Annotated in this window: 18 protein-coding genes; 16 read left to right on the top strand and 2 right to left on the bottom strand. The window is 42.5% G+C overall.

Features of this window, described 5'->3' with window-relative positions; translation table 11 throughout:
- Positions 1 to 57 precede the first annotated feature (57 nt).
- From mscL to OFO07_RS03935, 6 genes are all read left to right on the top strand, one after another.
- The gene (mscL, locus tag OFO07_RS03910; RefSeq protein WP_270858204.1) at positions 58 to 456 is read left to right on the top strand and encodes a large-conductance mechanosensitive channel protein MscL; all 399 of its coding nucleotides are present in this window, start codon (positions 58 to 60) and stop codon (positions 454 to 456) included.
- Position 457: 1 nt separating this feature from the next.
- Positions 458 to 1,096: a Crp/Fnr family transcriptional regulator gene (locus tag OFO07_RS03915; protein WP_270871004.1), complete on the top strand. Its 639-nt coding sequence runs from the start codon at positions 458 to 460 to the stop codon at positions 1,094 to 1,096.
- Positions 1,097 to 1,108: 12 nt separating this feature from the next.
- Positions 1,109 to 2,233 (top strand): metallophosphoesterase, encoded by a 1,125-nt coding sequence (locus OFO07_RS03920; protein WP_270858202.1) that lies wholly within the window; start codon positions 1,109 to 1,111, stop codon positions 2,231 to 2,233.
- Entirely contained in the window at positions 2,233 to 3,138 is a 906-nt protein-coding gene (gene asd / locus OFO07_RS03925) for an archaetidylserine decarboxylase (RefSeq protein ID WP_270871005.1), read from the top strand. The genes OFO07_RS03920 and asd overlap by 1 nt, the downstream gene beginning before the upstream one ends.
- A gap of 63 nt (positions 3,139 to 3,201) precedes the next feature.
- A complete protein-coding gene (locus OFO07_RS03930; protein WP_270858200.1) occupies positions 3,202 to 3,633 on the top strand; it encodes a type II secretion system protein in 432 nt (143 codons plus the stop codon).
- Positions 3,621 to 5,495 (top strand): primosomal protein N', encoded by a 1,875-nt coding sequence (locus OFO07_RS03935; protein ID WP_442868066.1) that lies wholly within the window; start codon positions 3,621 to 3,623, stop codon positions 5,493 to 5,495. Before OFO07_RS03930 ends, OFO07_RS03935 begins: the two co-directional genes overlap by 13 nt.
- On the opposite strand, the gene ybeY is transcribed toward OFO07_RS03935, so the two are convergent.
- Positions 5,492 to 5,911 carry an rRNA maturation RNase YbeY gene (ybeY, locus tag OFO07_RS03940; RefSeq protein ID WP_270871006.1) on the bottom strand — a complete coding sequence of 140 codons (420 nt, stop codon included), beginning with the start codon at positions 5,909 to 5,911 and terminating at the stop codon, positions 5,492 to 5,494. The two genes, OFO07_RS03935 and ybeY, sit on opposite strands and share 4 nt — an antisense overlap.
- A gap of 55 nt (positions 5,912 to 5,966) precedes the next feature.
- On the opposite strand from ybeY, the gene queC reads away from it, so the two are divergent.
- The gene (queC, locus tag OFO07_RS03945) at positions 5,967 to 6,644 is read left to right on the top strand and encodes a 7-cyano-7-deazaguanine synthase QueC (RefSeq protein ID WP_442868062.1); all 678 of its coding nucleotides are present in this window, start codon (positions 5,967 to 5,969) and stop codon (positions 6,642 to 6,644) included.
- A gap of 111 nt (positions 6,645 to 6,755) precedes the next feature.
- Here queC and tsaD read toward each other — a convergent pair whose 3' ends face one another.
- Positions 6,756 to 7,763, bottom strand: coding sequence for a tRNA (adenosine(37)-N6)-threonylcarbamoyltransferase complex transferase subunit TsaD (gene tsaD, locus OFO07_RS03950; protein WP_270871007.1), 1,008 nt, complete (start codon positions 7,761 to 7,763; stop codon positions 6,756 to 6,758).
- 161 nt (positions 7,764 to 7,924) lie between these two features.
- Between tsaD and OFO07_RS03955 the strand changes: the two genes are divergently transcribed.
- The 9 genes from OFO07_RS03955 to OFO07_RS03995 are packed head-to-tail and all read left to right on the top strand — an operon-like array spanning position 7,925 to position 15,456.
- Positions 7,925 to 8,875, top strand: a complete 951-nt coding sequence (locus OFO07_RS03955) for an NAD(P)-binding domain-containing protein (RefSeq protein ID WP_270861987.1) — start codon at positions 7,925 to 7,927, stop codon at positions 8,873 to 8,875.
- Positions 8,872 to 9,582: a tRNA1(Val) (adenine(37)-N6)-methyltransferase gene (locus OFO07_RS03960; protein WP_270871008.1), complete on the top strand. Its 711-nt coding sequence runs from the start codon at positions 8,872 to 8,874 to the stop codon at positions 9,580 to 9,582. The genes OFO07_RS03955 and OFO07_RS03960 overlap by 4 nt, the downstream gene beginning before the upstream one ends.
- A complete protein-coding gene (locus tag OFO07_RS03965) occupies positions 9,575 to 9,934 on the top strand; it encodes a YkgJ family cysteine cluster protein (protein WP_442868063.1) in 360 nt (119 codons plus the stop codon). Before OFO07_RS03960 ends, OFO07_RS03965 begins: the two co-directional genes overlap by 8 nt.
- The gene (locus OFO07_RS03970; RefSeq protein WP_270871010.1) at positions 9,913 to 11,346 is read left to right on the top strand and encodes a tetratricopeptide repeat protein; all 1,434 of its coding nucleotides are present in this window, start codon (positions 9,913 to 9,915) and stop codon (positions 11,344 to 11,346) included. Before OFO07_RS03965 ends, OFO07_RS03970 begins: the two co-directional genes overlap by 22 nt.
- The gene (gene trpC, locus OFO07_RS03975; protein WP_270871011.1) at positions 11,343 to 12,134 is read left to right on the top strand and encodes an indole-3-glycerol phosphate synthase TrpC; all 792 of its coding nucleotides are present in this window, start codon (positions 11,343 to 11,345) and stop codon (positions 12,132 to 12,134) included. Before OFO07_RS03970 ends, trpC begins: the two co-directional genes overlap by 4 nt.
- Before the next feature lie 9 nt (positions 12,135 to 12,143).
- Entirely contained in the window at positions 12,144 to 12,635 is a 492-nt protein-coding gene (locus OFO07_RS03980; RefSeq protein WP_270871012.1) for an HIT family protein, read from the top strand.
- 2 nt (positions 12,636 to 12,637) lie between these two features.
- Entirely contained in the window at positions 12,638 to 13,633 is a 996-nt protein-coding gene (locus tag OFO07_RS03985; RefSeq protein WP_270871013.1) for a bifunctional 3,4-dihydroxy-2-butanone 4-phosphate synthase/GTP cyclohydrolase II, read from the top strand.
- Complete coding sequence (locus OFO07_RS03990; protein ID WP_270871014.1) at positions 13,630 to 14,907, top strand: DNA polymerase Y family protein; 1,278 nt, start codon at positions 13,630 to 13,632, stop codon at positions 14,905 to 14,907. The genes OFO07_RS03985 and OFO07_RS03990 overlap by 4 nt, the downstream gene beginning before the upstream one ends.
- Before the next feature lie 9 nt (positions 14,908 to 14,916).
- Positions 14,917 to 15,456, top strand: a complete 540-nt coding sequence (locus OFO07_RS03995; protein WP_270871015.1) for a hypothetical protein — start codon at positions 14,917 to 14,919, stop codon at positions 15,454 to 15,456.
- Positions 15,457 to 15,461 lie beyond the last annotated feature (5 nt).

The following is a 15,461-nucleotide window of genomic DNA, read 5'->3' on the forward strand; positions in this document are numbered from 1 at the left end:
AAAAGTAAGCAAAATTAGGTTATTATCTATCCTTTTATTTCCCAAAGGAGGCTTTTAATGAGCTTTATTCAAGAATTCAAAGAATTCGCAATGAAAGGCAATGTCATCGATATGGCAGTGGGTGTGGTCATCGGTGGAGCCTTTGGCAAGATCGTAACTTCACTAGTTGGCGATGTCATTATGCCAATCGTCGGAGTTATCACAGGTGGTATGAATTTTACCGATTTAAAAATCGTTTTAAAAGAGGCTGTGGGCGAAACACCAGCCGTAACGATAAATTACGGCTCGTTTATCCAAACAGCGGTTGATTTTATCATTATCGCATTTTGTATTTTTTGCGCGATTAAGGCGATTAACAAGCTTAAAAAAGAAAAACCAGCCGAGCCAGAAGCTCCTGCCGAGCCAAGTGAAGATATCAAACTTCTAAGCGAAATCAGGGATTTGTTAAAAAAATAATATGGAAATTTTGAAATTTATCCCTTTTTTTAAGGGGCTTGATGAGGCCAAAATCGAGCGATTAGCTCAGATTAGTAGCAAAAAGGCTTTTAAAAAGGGAGAAATTTTATTTTATGAGGGCGATACAAGCTCTCATTTAATCATCTTGCTTAAAGGCACAATCGAGATTTACAAAACAGCCCCTAGTGGCAAGGAGATCTATATCCACGAAATCCGCCCGATGTCTTTCGTGGCTGAGGCTGTAAATTTTGAAAATATCCCCTATCCAGCCAGCGCGCGCTTTGCTAGCGGTGGCGAGGTTTTAAAAATAGATTATGAAAAATTTGTCGAAGAGTTTTTGAGCGAGCCTGAGATTTGCATTAGCATTATAAAATCAATTTCGGCGAAGTTAAGGGCGCTAGAATTTGCGCTTGAAAACAGCGTCGTGCTACCTAGCGAGGCAAAAATATCAAAGTTTATCATCGAAAATTTTGATATTTTTACCAGCTCAAAACACATTAAAATCGCCAAAATTTTAAATATCACCCCTGAGACATTTTCTCGCACGATTACGAAATTTAAAAAATCTGGCGCGCTTTTGGTCGATAAAGATGGCGAAATTTCGGGCTTTGATAGAGAAAAATTAGAAAAATTTATCTGATTTGGAGTAAGAGTGAAAATCCCATATATTTTTCCGATTGTAGCCACGACGCTCTTTGTTTTTTTGAATTTATACATTTACAAATCAATCTCAGCTAGGTTTGAAATTTATGATAAATTCAAAAAAATAAAGCCGTTTTTAATAGTTTTTTGCCTATTTTTGGTGATTTTCGAGGGTATGTTTTTTACTAGAAGTGTTTTTGCCGGCGCGCTAAAAGATGAAATTTTATACAAAATTTGCGTCGTTTGCGTGGCTAGTAGCTTTTCGCTTTTCTTTTTGTGCCTAGCCTATGATATTTTAAATGTGAGCGCAAAATTTGCTAAATTTAGCGAGAGCAGGCGCAAATTTATTAAAATTTGCGTAGATGTAACCTTTGTAATAATGGCGTTTAGCTACCTTTTTAAGGGCTTTTATAATGCTTTAAAAACTCCAAAAATAAATGAAGTGGATATAAAAATCAAAAATCTAAGCCAGGATCTGAATTTGGCTGTGGTGAGCGACATACACTTGGGCGAGTTTTTGAAAAAAGATTTTTTGCAAACTATCGTAGCACAGATAAACGCTACCAGCCATGATGCTGTGTGTATCGTGGGCGATATGTTTGATTTGCGTTCTCACGAGCTAGGCGATATTTTGGAGCCTTTGCGCGAACTAAAAAAGCCTGTGTTTTTCGTGACAGGAAATCACGAATATTACAGAGGCGCGAAGGGGTTAATCGAGGCCTTGGAGCGCGAGGGCGTGAGAGTTTTGCAAAACGAGAGCGTGGAGTTTATGGGGATAAATCTGCTTGGCACACACGATTTAAGCGGTGTGAGATTTAACGAATTAGAGCCAAATTTCAGGGCAGCCCTAAAAATGACAGATCCAAATAAACCCAAAATTTTACTCGCTCATCAGCCAAAATTTATAAATTTACATGTAAAAGATGAGGTGGATTTGTGTATTTGCGGACACACGCACGGCGGGCAAATTTTCCCATTTAGCCTGCTTGTAGCACTCGATCAAAAATATGTCCATGGGCTATATAATGACGGAGCGAAGCAAATTTATGTGAGCAGTGGGGCTGGATTTTGGGGGCCTCCGATGAGGATTTTTGCTGACGCAGAAATCGCGCTACTAAGACTAAGGAGAGAGTGATGAAAAAGCTAATTTCACGCTGTTTTGGGGCTGTGGCTGGGGTAAAATTTCCACGCCCTGTGCAGAAGTTTATAAATCAAAAATATATCGACGCTTTTGAGATTGATATGAGCGAATTTTTAGGCGCAGGTGATTACGATAGCCTAAATGCGCTATTTACGAGGCGTTTGGTGAGGGAGCGTGAAATTTGCGCCGAGCCTAGCGCATTTTTGAGCCCGAGTGATGGAGTGATTTTTGAGTGTGGGCGCACGAGTGATTTTAGCGCGTTTAGCATAAAGGGGCATAAATACGATATTTGGGAGCTTTTGGGGCTTAAATCTTGGGCTGGGGATTTGCAAAAGCAAAATTCCGAAATTTTTATTAGTTTGCTAAATTTAGATGATATGAAAACTTCCAGAGATTTTAAAATGTCGGCGGATTTGATATACGCAAACATCTACCTAAGCCCAAAAGACTATCATCACTATCACGCCCCATGCGATCTTAGCGTCATTGGTGCGCTATATATCCCGGGCGAGCTTCACAGCGTGGCAAAAAAATATCTGCTAAAAGTGCCAAATCTCTATGCTAAAAACGAGCGCGTGGTACTGCTGTGCAAAATGAGCAACGGCGGGCTTTTGTGGCTGGTTTTTGTAGGGGCGCTAAATGTAGGCAAGATGAAATTTGACTTTGATGAAAGGATTCAAACTAACGCTAAGGCTAACGATAAGGCTAGGGAAATTTTGAATTTTGATTATAATAAATTCGATTATGGCGAGGGCGTGAGCTTTAAAAAGGGCGAACATATCGGAAATTTCGAGCTTGGCTCTACGATAGTGATGATTGCCGAAAAGGAATTTTTAGAGTTTGAAATTTCGCAGGGGCAGAGAGTAAAATTTGCGCAAAAAATCGCTAGCTTAAAATAATTTAAAGCTAGCTTAATTTAATTTTAGCTATACTTAAATCTATTTTAAATCAAAGGATTTAATATGAAAAACGCATTTACTATGATTGAGTTGATTTTTGTTATCGTTGTGCTTGGCATTTTAGCAGGTGTTGCTGTGCCTAGACTAGCTATGACCAGAGATGACGCTACGGTCGCAAAAATGAGAGGCGATTTGGCTTCGATTAGAAGTGGAATTTCGCTAAAAAGAGGCGAAGAGCAATTAAAAGGCAAGAGCGCATGGCCTGATTTAAACAGTAGTGGCTCTGATATGTTTGGTAATGTTTTGCAAAATGACCTAACTGCAAGCACTGGCAAAAACGGCTGGAAAGTTGTAAAGCTAAATAAAACTTACCAAGCTTGTGTGGCTAACAATTGCACAACATTTACATATTATCAAACAGCAGACGCTACTCACAAGGCTGGCACATTTGATTGTGATCATACAGAAGCAACTTGCAAAGCATTAGCAGAATAAGCTTGTATTACTATGAAATCGCGGTTTTAGGGGCAAGACTAAAACCGCTTACCTATTTTTCGAATTCACAAATTTCACCATACCAAATAGTCCAAATTCCCGTAAAAAACGCCCAAAAACGCGGTGTAGTTTTGCGTGAAGTGCCAAAACCTGAGTTTTGCACGAAAGAAATCAGCGAAATTTTGCCCCTAAATTTCACGCCGTTTCAGGTGGAGTTGGCGCAGTTTATTTCGCATTTTTATATTTGCGAAATCGGCGTGGCGTTTGGGGTTTTTGAGCCAAATTCGAGCATAAATTGCGCGCCTTGCGAAAAGCTAAATTTCACAAAAACGCCAAATTTGACCCCAGAGCAGACAAAAGCTCTAAATTTTGCCAAACAAAACGCCGTTTCGCTGATTTTTGGCGATACGGGAAGCGGCAAAAGCGAGGTTTATATCTCGCTCATAGCAGAAATTTTAAACTCTGGCAAACAAGCGCTATTTTTAATGCCAGAAATCTCGCTCACACCGCAAATGACGAAGCGCTTGCAAGGGTATTTCGGCGAGGCTCTTGGCGTGTGGCACTCCAAAATCACCCCCACTAAAAAACGCCAAATTTTAGCCGATTTTTTCGCAGGCAAAATTCGCCTTATCGCAGGCGCGCGCTCGGCGCTGTTTTTGCCGTTTAGTTCGCTTGGCGCGATTATCGTCGATGAGGAGCATGATGATAGCTACAAATCAGCCTCCGCTCCACGCATAAATGCCCGAGATCTCGCGATTTTCGCTGCGCACAAATGTGGCGTTCAAACCGTGCTTGGCTCAGCCACGCCCTCACTTACGAGCTTTGCGAAACAGCCAAATTTCAGGCTCAAAGGCACCTATCACGCCACGCACAAACGCTACATTTACGACGAGAGCGAAACTTCCCTCACGCCAAAAATAAAAAAAGAAATCAGCGCAAGTCTAGGCGCAAATCGCCAAGTGGTGGTATTTTTGCCCACACGCGCAAATTTCAAATATATGGTTTGCAAGAGTTGTGGCGAGATTATCAAATGCCCGTTTTGCTCGGTGGGTATGAGCTATCACGAAAAGGAAAAGGCGCTAAAATGCCATTATTGCGGATACAGCGCGTTTTACAAACAGCCTTGTGCTAAATGTGGCAAAAGCGTAAGCGAGGCCAAAAAAATGGGCACTAGCGAGCTTTTAAAGGAGCTAAAAGCAAATTTCCCTGAGGCAAAAATCGCTAAATTTGACCGCGATGAGATTACGACCCAAAGAAAGCTAGAAGCTCTACTAAACGACTTTAACGCCCATAAAATCGACATTTTAGTAGGCACTCAAATGCTTAGTAAGGGGCATGATTACCATGGCGTGGATTTGGCGGTGATTATGGGGATTGATGAGCATTTGAATTATCCTGATTTTAGGGCGCGCGAAAAGACCCTAGCCCTTGGCATGCAAGTAGCAGGTAGAGCCGGCAGGAAGGGCGAAGGCAGGGTCGTGATACAGACTCTACAAAGGGCGTTTTTCGAGGATTTTTTGCAGGATTATGACGCGTTTTTAGAAGAAGAAAGCGAGGATCGAGATCCGCTATATCCGCCATATACTAGGCTTTTGCGCGTTTTAATCTCGCATAAAAACGAGGCAGAGGCGGCTAAAATTTGCGCTAGCGGGCTTGAAATTTTGCACGGCGCGCTAAAAGCCAAAAAACTAAATGGTTTGCAAATCATAGGGCACGGCAAAGCTGGAATTGCGCTGATTGCGGGCAAATTTCGCTACGAAATACTGCTTCGAGCTACCACACACACGCCACTTTTAAAGGCTGGCGCACTTCTAGCACATTTGCCCGTTGAGATCGATATGGATCCGATTAATTTTTCTTAAATTTCATCTGTGCGCACAATCAGGCTTTTTGGGAGATTAAATTTAGCGATGATTTCGCGCTCTTTTTCGCGCATTTCCCCGTTATCAATTTCGTGGTCAAAACCCAAGATATGAAGCAGTCCGTGTGTGAATAAAAGCGCGATTTCATCGTTATTTGAGTGCGAAAATTCTAACGCTTTTTGCTCTACTAAATCCAAATTTATCACAACAGAGCCTATCGGGGCAGTATTCGCACTACCTGGCACAATTTCGAGCGGAAAACTAAGCACATCGGTGGTTTTATCGACCCCGCGCGCGCTTTTGTTGATTTCGCGCATTTCCTCGCTTCGCACGAAGACTAGCTCGACCGCACCCGCGCTAAGCGTGGCTAAAATTTCGTCCAAAATTTTTGGGTAATTTTCTTCACAAAGTATCAATTTCAAGCCCTTTAAATCAAAATTTGCCTATAATTCTACCAAAAAAGGATTAAATTTGAAAAAAGCTTTATGTATCATCAGTGGCGGTATGGATAGCGCGACTTGCGCGTATATCGCCAAAAATTCAGGCTATGAGGTCATTGGAGTGCATTTTGATTATGCTCAGCGCACGCAGGATAAAGAGCGCGAGTGTTTCGAGAGAATTTGCGATGATTTAGGCGTTACGAGGAGATACACGCTGGATGCTAGATTTATCGCGCAAATCGGCGCAAACTCGCTTACAGATACGAGCCTAGAAGTGCGAAAGGGCGCAAATATCGATAAAAACGAAATCCCAAACACCTATGTGCCGTTTCGAAACGGCGTGTTTTTGAGTATCGCGGGTGCGCTTGCCGAGCGTGAGGGGTGCGAGGCGATTTTCATCGGCGTGGTGCAGGAGGATAGTAGCGGATATCCTGATTGCACGGCGGAATTTATCGCAAAAATGCAAAGCGCGATAAATGCGGGCACTTCGCCGAATTTTAGCGTGGAGATTAAAACGCCTTTGGTGCATTTAAACAAGGGCGAGATTGTGGCGCGTGCGCTTGAAAACGGCGTAAATTTGGGGCTTACTTGGAGCTGTTACACAAACTCGCACAAGGCTTGTGGCGTGTGCGATAGCTGTCAATTGCGCCTAAATGGCTTTGCAAAAGCCGGCGTAAAAGATCCAATTGAGTATGAAATCGAAATTTAAAATTCTTTGCTCTAAATTTGCCGTCATTGCGAGTGAAGCGAAGCAATCCAGTAAAATTTAGAGCAAAATTCTACTTAAATTTAGGATTGAACGATTTTTAAAATTTAATTTTTACTCAAATGCGGAGTTTAAATTTAAACTTGGGATAATTTGTAAATTTTGCGGTGCGATAAAGTTTTGTTTGCGGTATTTCTCCAAACCTGCGCGCGCTATCATCGCAGCGTTATCCGAGCAAAATTTCAGTGGCGCAAATAAAAGTTCGCACTCGTGTGCGTCGCATAAATTTGCCAAATTTTGCCTCAAATGCGTATTCGCACTAGCCCCGCCCACGACGCCAAAACGCCTAAATTTGCGCTCATTAAAGACCCGCGAGAGTTTATCCGTGATATGCTCGCAAGCACTTTTTTGAAAGGCGTAGGCGATATCGCACTTATCTTGCCCCGTTAGTTCGCCATTTTGGGATAGTTTTTCGATTTGCACGCGAACGGCATTTTTAAGGCCTGAGAAGCTGTATTGTAGGCGTTTATCGCCCTTTAAAGGCACTGGGAAGCTAAATTTTGGCGTGCCATTTTTGGCTAAATTTTCGATTATCGCGCCACCTGGATAGCCAAGTCCTAGCATTTTGGCGCATTTGTCAAATGTTTCGCCAAAGCTATCATCGCTGGTGCTTGCAAGCACGCTGATTGCGCCTCTGGCGTCAATATCAAGAATCATCGTGTGCCCGCCACTTACTAGCAAAACACCAAGCGGAAATTCTGCTTCTTTGTCCAAAAATAGCGAATAAATATGCCCGATTAGGTGATTTACGCCAATTAGTGGCAAATTTAGCGCAAGGCTAAGAGTTTTTGCCATATTCACGCCACCTATCAAACTCACGCTAAGGCCCGGTGCGTGCGTTACGGCGACGGCTTTAAGAGAGCCAAAAAAGGGCTTTGCGCGCTCTAAAATGCGAGGCAGTGCTTCTGTGTGAAGACGCGCAGCTAGTTCTGGCACGACACCGCCGTATTTGGAGTGTTCGAGTTCTTGGGAGATTTTTTCGTAAAACTCTAATGCGAAATTCGAGCTGTTTAGCACAGCAATCGAGCTGTCATCACAGCTACTTTCAATGGCTAAAATCATTATTTTCCTTTAAATTTTTTCTAAATTTAGCATTTTTGGGCTAAGTTTTGGGTAAAAATAAAACAGACTAATTAAATCTTTAAAATTTTAATAATTTTTACCATTTATAAATAAATTTTGATTATAATCAAAGGTTGTAAAATTTAACACAAAGGAAAAAAATGATAAATGTTTATGATGTAGTTGTCATCGGTGGCGGTCCTTGCGGAATCGCGGCTGTGGTCGAGGCCAAAAGAAAAGGCGTAGCCAAGGTGCTTTTGCTAGAAAAAGGCGATAATCACTCTCAAACAATCAGACAATTTTACAAAGACAAAAAACGCGTAGATAAAGAATACAAGGGCATGGATAGTGAAACAAAGGGCACGATTAGCTTCGAGACTGGCACGAAAGAGAGCGTGCTGGATTATTTCGATAGCTTGCTAGATCACGGCGATATCGATATTTACTTCAACAGCGAGGTCGAAAAGGTCGAGAAAAAAGAGGGTGGGCTATTTTGCATAACCACAGCCTCAGCTGGCTTTGTAGCGCGCAATGTCATCATCTCAATCGGCCGTATGGGCAAACCAAACAAACCAAGCTACAAAATCCCGCCATCAATCACACAAAGGGTAAATTTCAACCTCGATAAATGCAGCGTCAATGAAAAAGTCCTAGTCGTGGGCGGTGGCAACTCAGCCGCCGAATACGCGCTCTCGCTATGCAAAACAAACACCGTTACCCTATGCTACCGCAAAGAGAGCTTTACAAGGCTAAATGAAATCAACGAAGAAGATATCAAAAAAGAGGCTAGAAATGGTGACATTATTTTGCGCCTTGGGCTTGATATCGAAGCGCTAGAAAACGAAAGTGGCAAGGTGCTAGTGAAATTCACAAACGGTATGGAGTTAGTTTATGATCGCATAATTTATGCAATCGGTGGCACGAGCCCTGTGGATTTCCTTAAAAAATGTGGCGTAGAATTCGACGAAAACGGCGTGCCAAGCGTCGATGAGAGGTGCGAAACAGCCACAAAAGGGCTTTTTGTGGGTGGAGATTTGATCACTAGAAACGGCGGTTCGATCGTCGTAGCCTTCAACCACGCTCACACAATCGTAGAAAATCTGCATTTATGAGACTTTTCCAGCTAAAAAGTGGGTATCGCTACACCAGTGATACCATTTTTTTATGGAATTTTATCTGCGAAAACTGGCTTAACTCTCGCCACGCAAGCTTCCTTAAAATTTTAGATGTTGGGGCAGGGTGCGGGATTTTGGGGCTGATGTTGAAGCGGGATTTTCCAAATTTAGATTTAAGCTTGCTTGAAATCCAAGAGCAAAATTTAGAAATTTTGCGTAAAAATTGCGAGCAAAATTCATTACAGGCGCAAATTTTACACGAAAATTTCGCAAATTTTAAAAGCGAGCAAAGATTCGATTTAATCGTTTCAAATCCGCCATTTTATAGGGAAAAAATCCTAACTAGCCAAAATTCGCACATCGCGCTAAGCAAAAGCGCCACAAGCCTAAGCCTTAGCGATTTCGTGCGTGTTAGCAACACTCATTTAAAGCCAAAAGGCGCGCTGATTTTTTGCTACGAGGCGGGCAAAATCGCGCAAATTTGCGAAATTTTGCAAAGCTATAAGCTAAATTTGACAAAGCTTGCTTTCATCTATCCTAACGAAAACAAGCCCGCCAAACTCGCACTTTTTTTGGCGCAAAAAAGTTCGCGCTCACTTTGTGAAATTTGTGCGCCGATTTATACATTTCTTAATGGTGAAAAAAGTAAAATAACGGCTAAAATTTATGAAAAAGCCAATTTAGAAAGTGTCGATATTGAGTGAGTTTGACTATACCTTCGATAGTAGCGCCTGCGAAAGCTGCGGCGGCAAGTGTTGCACGGGCGAGAGCGGATATATTTGGATAAATGACGCAGAAATCGAGAAGCTCAGCGAATTTATGGGGATAGATAAGGCAAATTTTATCTGCGTATTTTTAGAGCGCGTTGGGAATAAATTTAGCATAAAAGAAAAACCATACCTTGACGGTATGGCGTGTGTGTTTTTCGACGAAAAGCACCGAAACTGCGGGATTTATGAATACAGACCAAATCAATGTAGAACCTTTCCATTTTGGGAATATTTCAAAGAGCATAAAGATGAATTGGAGAAAGAATGTATTGGGGTAAAATTTTAACCGCTTTTTTGGCTCTTGGTGCCCTAAATTTGGGCGCTAGCGAAACCAAAAGCGACGCGATAAAAGATATGAATAAAAGCTCGGTTATCACAAATACTGCGCCGGTACCCGAGAAAAACGCTAGCGAAAATGTAGTGCAAAAGGCCACCACACCGCAAAAGCTAAAAGAGGCGATGAAGGCTTACGATGAGGCTGAGCTGAATTTCGATCTGCTAACTGCGCTAGAACTAGCCAACAAAGACCCGCAAAGCGCGATGAAGCTTTACGAAAAGGCCTTTTTAAAGACAAATTCGCAGGTGTATTTGCTAGAAGCCTTAAAGCTTGCGTTTTTCTTAAAAGATAGCAAAGCAACCGCGCGCTACTTAGCTTTGGGCGATAAAATTTTGGCTGATGATAGCGAGTATTTGCGCGTAAAAGTGGGGTATTATATGGGGCAGGGAGAGATACTCAAAGCCAACACTACCGCGCTTCATCTAGCAAATTTAGAGGTAAATTCGAGAAATTACTCGATTTTGGGTGCGACATATTATGCTATGGATAATTTCGCCCTAGCCAAGCAGTATTTCGAAAAGGCCTACGAGCTGGAAAAATCAGAGGAAAATTTAATCCGCCTTAGCGATGTTCTTTTAAATAGGCTTGATAGTAGCGACTCTGCGGTGCGTATCATGGAGACGCATAGGCGAATTTATGGGTGCGCTAGCGGTATGGTGTGCGAGGTTTTGGCCGATGTGTATCGTATGCAAAAAAAATACTTCGAGGTCGCCAAACTCGATGAGGCGCTGTATGAGAGCAAAAAAAATACGAAATTTTTAGACGATATGATTGGGATTTATTATTATATGAAGGAATTTGATAAAATCATCGAAATTTTGCAAAAATACGATTATAAAAAAGATCTCATAATGGACGCTTACGCCCAGAAAAAGGACTTCGCCACAGCTATGAGATTAGCGCGCGAGGAGTTTTTGAAAACCGAAAATTACGATTATTTGGCGAACGAGGCGATTTATCTGTATGAATCTTTTGGTGATAAAAAAACAGCCGCTCAGATTAACGAAGTCGTGGCGAAATTTGAAAACATAGCTAGCAAGCTAAAAGATCCGGTGCATTTGAATTACTACGGATATATTTTAATCGATCATGATTTGGATATCAAAAAGGGCATTGATTATGTCGAGCGCGCCCTAAAAGACGAGCCAAATTCGGTTTATTACATAGACTCGCTAGCATGGGGTTTTTACAAACTTGGCGAGTGCGAAAAAGCCAAAGAGTGGATGGACAAGATAAAAGACGATGAGTTTTACACCAGCGACGAGGGCAAGGGGCATGTAAGCGCGATAGAGAGATGCGTGATAGATAAAAATATCCAAAAAATAGGCGAAATAGCAGGCGGAATAAAGGCGCAAAAATGATTTTAGATGAAATTTTAGAAAAAACGCGCGAGGATTTGGCTAGGCGCAAAGAAAAATTTAGCTTTGATATGCTTGGTCGCACGCTAAGTGCCAATCCCATGATACCGCGCGACGCGAAAACTGCGCTAAAAAGCACCCCGGATAATCCGCTTCGCATAATCGCTGAGGTGAAAAAAGCAAGCCCTAGCAAGGGCGTTATCAGAGAGGATTTCGATCCGCTTAAAATCGCTATGGAGTATGAAAAATCAGGCGCGAGTGCGTTTTCTATTTTGACTGAGCCACACTATTTTAAGGGCGATATTAGCTACATTTCGCAAATCAGGCGCTATACAAACACGCCGATTTTGCGCAAAGATTTTATAATCGATGAGTATCAAATCCTAGAAGCGCTCGTGTATGGGGCGGATTTCGTGCTTTTAATCGCAAAGGCTTTGGAGCAAAAAGAGCTTAAAAGACTTTTGGAATTTGCTAGGCATTTGGGGCTTGAAGCGCTTTTTGAAATTCACGATAAAGATGATTTGAAAAAGGCGATTTTCGCAGGGGCTGATATAATCGGCATAAATCACCGAAATTTGCAGACTTTCGAAATGGACATGAGCTTATCGGCAAATTTAATCCCGCTTATCCCAAATGGCAAAATCATCGTGGCTGAAAGTGGGCTAGGCTCGCACGAACAGCTACTCGAACTAAGCGCACGCGGGGTCGATGCGTTTTTAATCGGCGAGAGTTTTATGCGACAAGATGATGTCGGCGCGGCGCTTAGAGCAGTGAAATTTGGCGAAAAATAGGGGGAGAATATGGATTATATTTGCGCGCCGTGGAGAAGTGATTATTTTACCGAAAAACGCAGCGGTTGCCCGTTTTGCGCAGCCGCAAAGGCAAAAAATGGAGAAAAGTGCGTAGGCGTGGTATTTCGCGCTAAATTTTGCTTTGGGCTTATGAATTTATACCCATACAACCCCGGGGCTTTTATGGTGATTCCTTACGAGCATACTGATAATATCGAGAATTTACCGCTAGAAGCGTGGTTAGAGATGAGCGAATATGTCCAAAAAGGCGTAAAAGTGCTAAAAGAGGCTATTGGCGCAAAGGGGGTAAATATCGGTATGAATCTAGGCTCCGCTGCTGGGGCTGGGATAGCCGAGCATGTGCATTATCATCTAGTTCCGCGCTGGGAGAGGGATACGAATTTCATCACTACGATCGCAAATGTGCGCGTAAATGGCGTCAGCTTCGCCCCGCTTTATGAAAAAATAAAAGCTGGATTTGAAAATTTGAATAAGGATTAAAAATGGTAAGTGTAGAACAAGCTATACAAGATATGAAAAATGGCAAGATGATTGTCATGGTCGATGATGTTGATCGCGAAAATGAGGGCGATTTGATTTTTCCTGCGACTTTTACGAGCGCGGAGAAGGTAAATTTCGCTATCACACACGCTCGTGGCGTGGTTTGCGTCGCACTGGACGAGGAAATCGCCAAAAGGCTAGATTTGCCCCTAATGGTCGATAAAAACACATCTTCGCACGAGACGGCATTTACTATCACAATCGACGCAAAAGACGCAACCACGGGCGTGAGCGCGTATGAGCGAAATATGACAATCGAGCTTATGGCGCGCCCAAACTCCACCCCAAGCGACTTCGTGCGCCCTGGCCACATAAATCCGCTCATCGCCAAAAAAGGCGGAGTGCTCGTGCGCACAGGCCACACTGAGGGCTCTGTGGATTTGTGCAAGCTCGCTGGAATCGCGCCAAGTGCGGTGATTTGCGAGATCGTAAATGAAAACGGCACAATGGCGAGGCGCGATGATTTGGAGAAATTCTGCGAAAAATTTGGCATAAATATGATTTCAATCGCCCAAATCGTCGAATACAGATTAAAGCACGAAACTTTGGTTAAATTTGGCGAATTTAGCGAGGGTAAAATTTGCGGTAAGCCTTGCAGAGTTTGCGAAATCACAGACCACGACGACAACGCTCACAAAGTCTTTATTTTCGGCGAAATTGGCGAAATTTGCAATGTAAAATTTCATAAAATTTCAACCGATTTAGAGTTTATGCAAGATGAAAATTACGATGATTTTATGCAAAATTTAGAAATTTTAAGCACGAGTGGTGGCGTGATTGTGGCGCTAAATTCGGCTTCGCACAAGGGCGATTTCAAAAGCTATGGTATTGGAGCGCAGATTTTAGCGCATTTGGGGATTAAAAAAATCAAAATTCTTTCAAATTCCAGCCCGAAGGAATACGCTGGACTTAGTGGATTTGGGATAGATATAGTTTGATAGCGCATATCGATTTAGACTGCTTTTTTGTATCTGTCGCAAGGCTGATAAATCCCGCTCTTAGCGGAGTTCCTGTCGCAGTTATCGGCGGAAATAATGAGGAAATTTTCGCTAATAAAGACGAGGGTTTTGGGGCGAAATTTCACTTCGATGAGAGCGCGCAAAATTTTAAAATTCAAGCTCAAAAAGAGCAAAATTCGCAAAATTTCGGCGATGAGCAAAAAAGGCTAAAATCCTTGCAAAAAGGTGTGGTTTTAAGCGCTAGTTACGAGGCTAGAAAATTTGGCGTGCATTCAGCCCAACCCCTAAAAATGGCGCTTCTAGCCTGTCCAGAGCTAGTGCTGGACGCGGCAAAGCACGGCGTGTATGGCAAGATTTCAAACCAAATTCACAAATTTTTGCTAAATTTCACGCCAGAAATCGAAAAATTTAGCGTTGATGAGTTTTTTTTGGATTTGCGTGGCACGAAATACAACGAAAACGCGCGCGAGTTTGCGCTCTTTTTGCAAAGCGAAATCAAGGCGAAATTTGGGCTTCCTAGCAGTGTGGGGCTAAGTGAGGCGAAATTTATCGCCAAGCTTGCCACTGATTTAGCCAAGCCTTTTGGGGTGCGTGAAATACCCCTCTCGCGCCTTAAAACCGAGCTTAGAGATGTCGAAATTTCAAAATTCCCAGGTGTGGGAAAATCTATGCAAAAAACGCTCGCAAAATACGGCATTAAAAGTATTGGCGACGCGTGGGGACATAGGGAAATTTTCGAAAAAATGGGCAAAAACGGCGAGCAAATTTTCGCTCAAATCAGTGGCGATACGAGCGAGCGGGTGCAGGTTAGCAGGGAGCGCAAAAGTATCGGTCTTGGGCGCAGTTTCGAGCCGTGCTTCGATAGGGACGAGATCAAAAGGCGCATTAAAATTCTCTCTCGACACCTTGCTAGCGAGGTTTTAGAGGGTGGGCTAAACCCTCTGACATACGAGGTCAAAATCCGCTACAAATCGCGCGATGAGAGCTCTAAAAGGCTTAGCCAGCACAGGCCTTTTAGCCTAGATTTGCTCGATGAGACGGCACTTTTGCTTTTCGAGGCTATTGATGTGCATAGGGGCGATGCGATAATTCATGTGTCGCTAAATTTGTCAAATTTTGGCGCAAATAGCGCGGATTGTGCGACGCTGCTTTTCGATGAAATTGATAAAAAACGCCAAATTTTGGATAAATCAATGAATCAAATTTGGTCAAAATTTGGTGTAGAAAAAATTAAAAAAGCTAGTGAAATTTAAGGAGAAAACATGAAAGTAGGGGAACTTTATTCGGTTATGTGTATAATTTTCGCGACGAATTTTAAGGGCGCGATAAGCAAGGAAAATTTCGAAAAACTTGCTAGCAAATGGATTATAATCAACGAAAATCCAGAAAACAAAAAGGGCCAAGAGCTTTGGGCAGGGGTTAAAAATAGCGATTATGAGGCTATTTGCGCTGATTTTGAAAATCTCAAAGAGGCCTTTGATATGAGCTATTTCAAGCTAATAAGTGCGAGCGAAGTGAGCGTTTTTTACGAAAAATGTCGCTTCAAAAAGCCATTTGCGGATTTGCCAGATACACACGCTGCAAACATGCTAGGGCTGTTGGCGATGATTTTTAAGCAAGATACAAACGAGAAATCGCACAATATTTTGGGCGAGTATTTGACGAATTTTATCATGCCAAGCCTGCGCGGGCTAGCTGGACATTTGCAAATCAATGCTAAAAGCGATTATTACAAGGCGTTTGGGTATTTTTTAGCGGATTTTTGCGTGGTTGTGAAAAATAGCTTGGGGCTTAAAATTTAGCCAAA

This window comes from Campylobacter sp. JMF_06 NA1 (assembly GCF_027737785.1).
GTDB lineage: Bacteria > Campylobacterota > Campylobacteria > Campylobacterales > Campylobacteraceae > Campylobacter_B.

Bases quoted from the DNA above. Each gene is read 5' to 3' on its own strand.
- mscL (WP_270858204.1), top strand. From the start codon at position 58: ATGAGCTTTATTCAAGAATTCAAAGAATTCGCAATGAAAGGCAATGTC.
- OFO07_RS03915 (WP_270871004.1), top strand. From the start codon at position 458: ATGGAAATTTTGAAATTTATCCCTTTTTTTAAGGGGCTTGATGAGGCC.
- asd (WP_270871005.1), top strand. From the start codon at position 2,233: ATGAAAAAGCTAATTTCACGCTGTTTTGGGGCTGTGGCTGGGGTAAAA.
- OFO07_RS03930 (WP_270858200.1), top strand. From the start codon at position 3,202: ATGAAAAACGCATTTACTATGATTGAGTTGATTTTTGTTATCGTTGTG.
- tsaD (WP_270871007.1), bottom strand. From the start codon at position 7,763: ATGATTTTAGCCATTGAAAGTAGCTGTGATGACAGCTCGATTGCTGTG.
- OFO07_RS03955 (WP_270861987.1), top strand. From the start codon at position 7,925: ATGATAAATGTTTATGATGTAGTTGTCATCGGTGGCGGTCCTTGCGGA.
- OFO07_RS03960 (WP_270871008.1), top strand. From the start codon at position 8,872: ATGAGACTTTTCCAGCTAAAAAGTGGGTATCGCTACACCAGTGATACC.
- OFO07_RS03970 (WP_270871010.1), top strand. From the start codon at position 9,913: ATGTATTGGGGTAAAATTTTAACCGCTTTTTTGGCTCTTGGTGCCCTA.
- trpC (WP_270871011.1), top strand. From the start codon at position 11,343: ATGATTTTAGATGAAATTTTAGAAAAAACGCGCGAGGATTTGGCTAGG.
- OFO07_RS03980 (WP_270871012.1), top strand. From the start codon at position 12,144: ATGGATTATATTTGCGCGCCGTGGAGAAGTGATTATTTTACCGAAAAA.
- OFO07_RS03985 (WP_270871013.1), top strand. From the start codon at position 12,638: ATGGTAAGTGTAGAACAAGCTATACAAGATATGAAAAATGGCAAGATG.
- OFO07_RS03995 (WP_270871015.1), top strand. From the start codon at position 14,917: ATGAAAGTAGGGGAACTTTATTCGGTTATGTGTATAATTTTCGCGACG.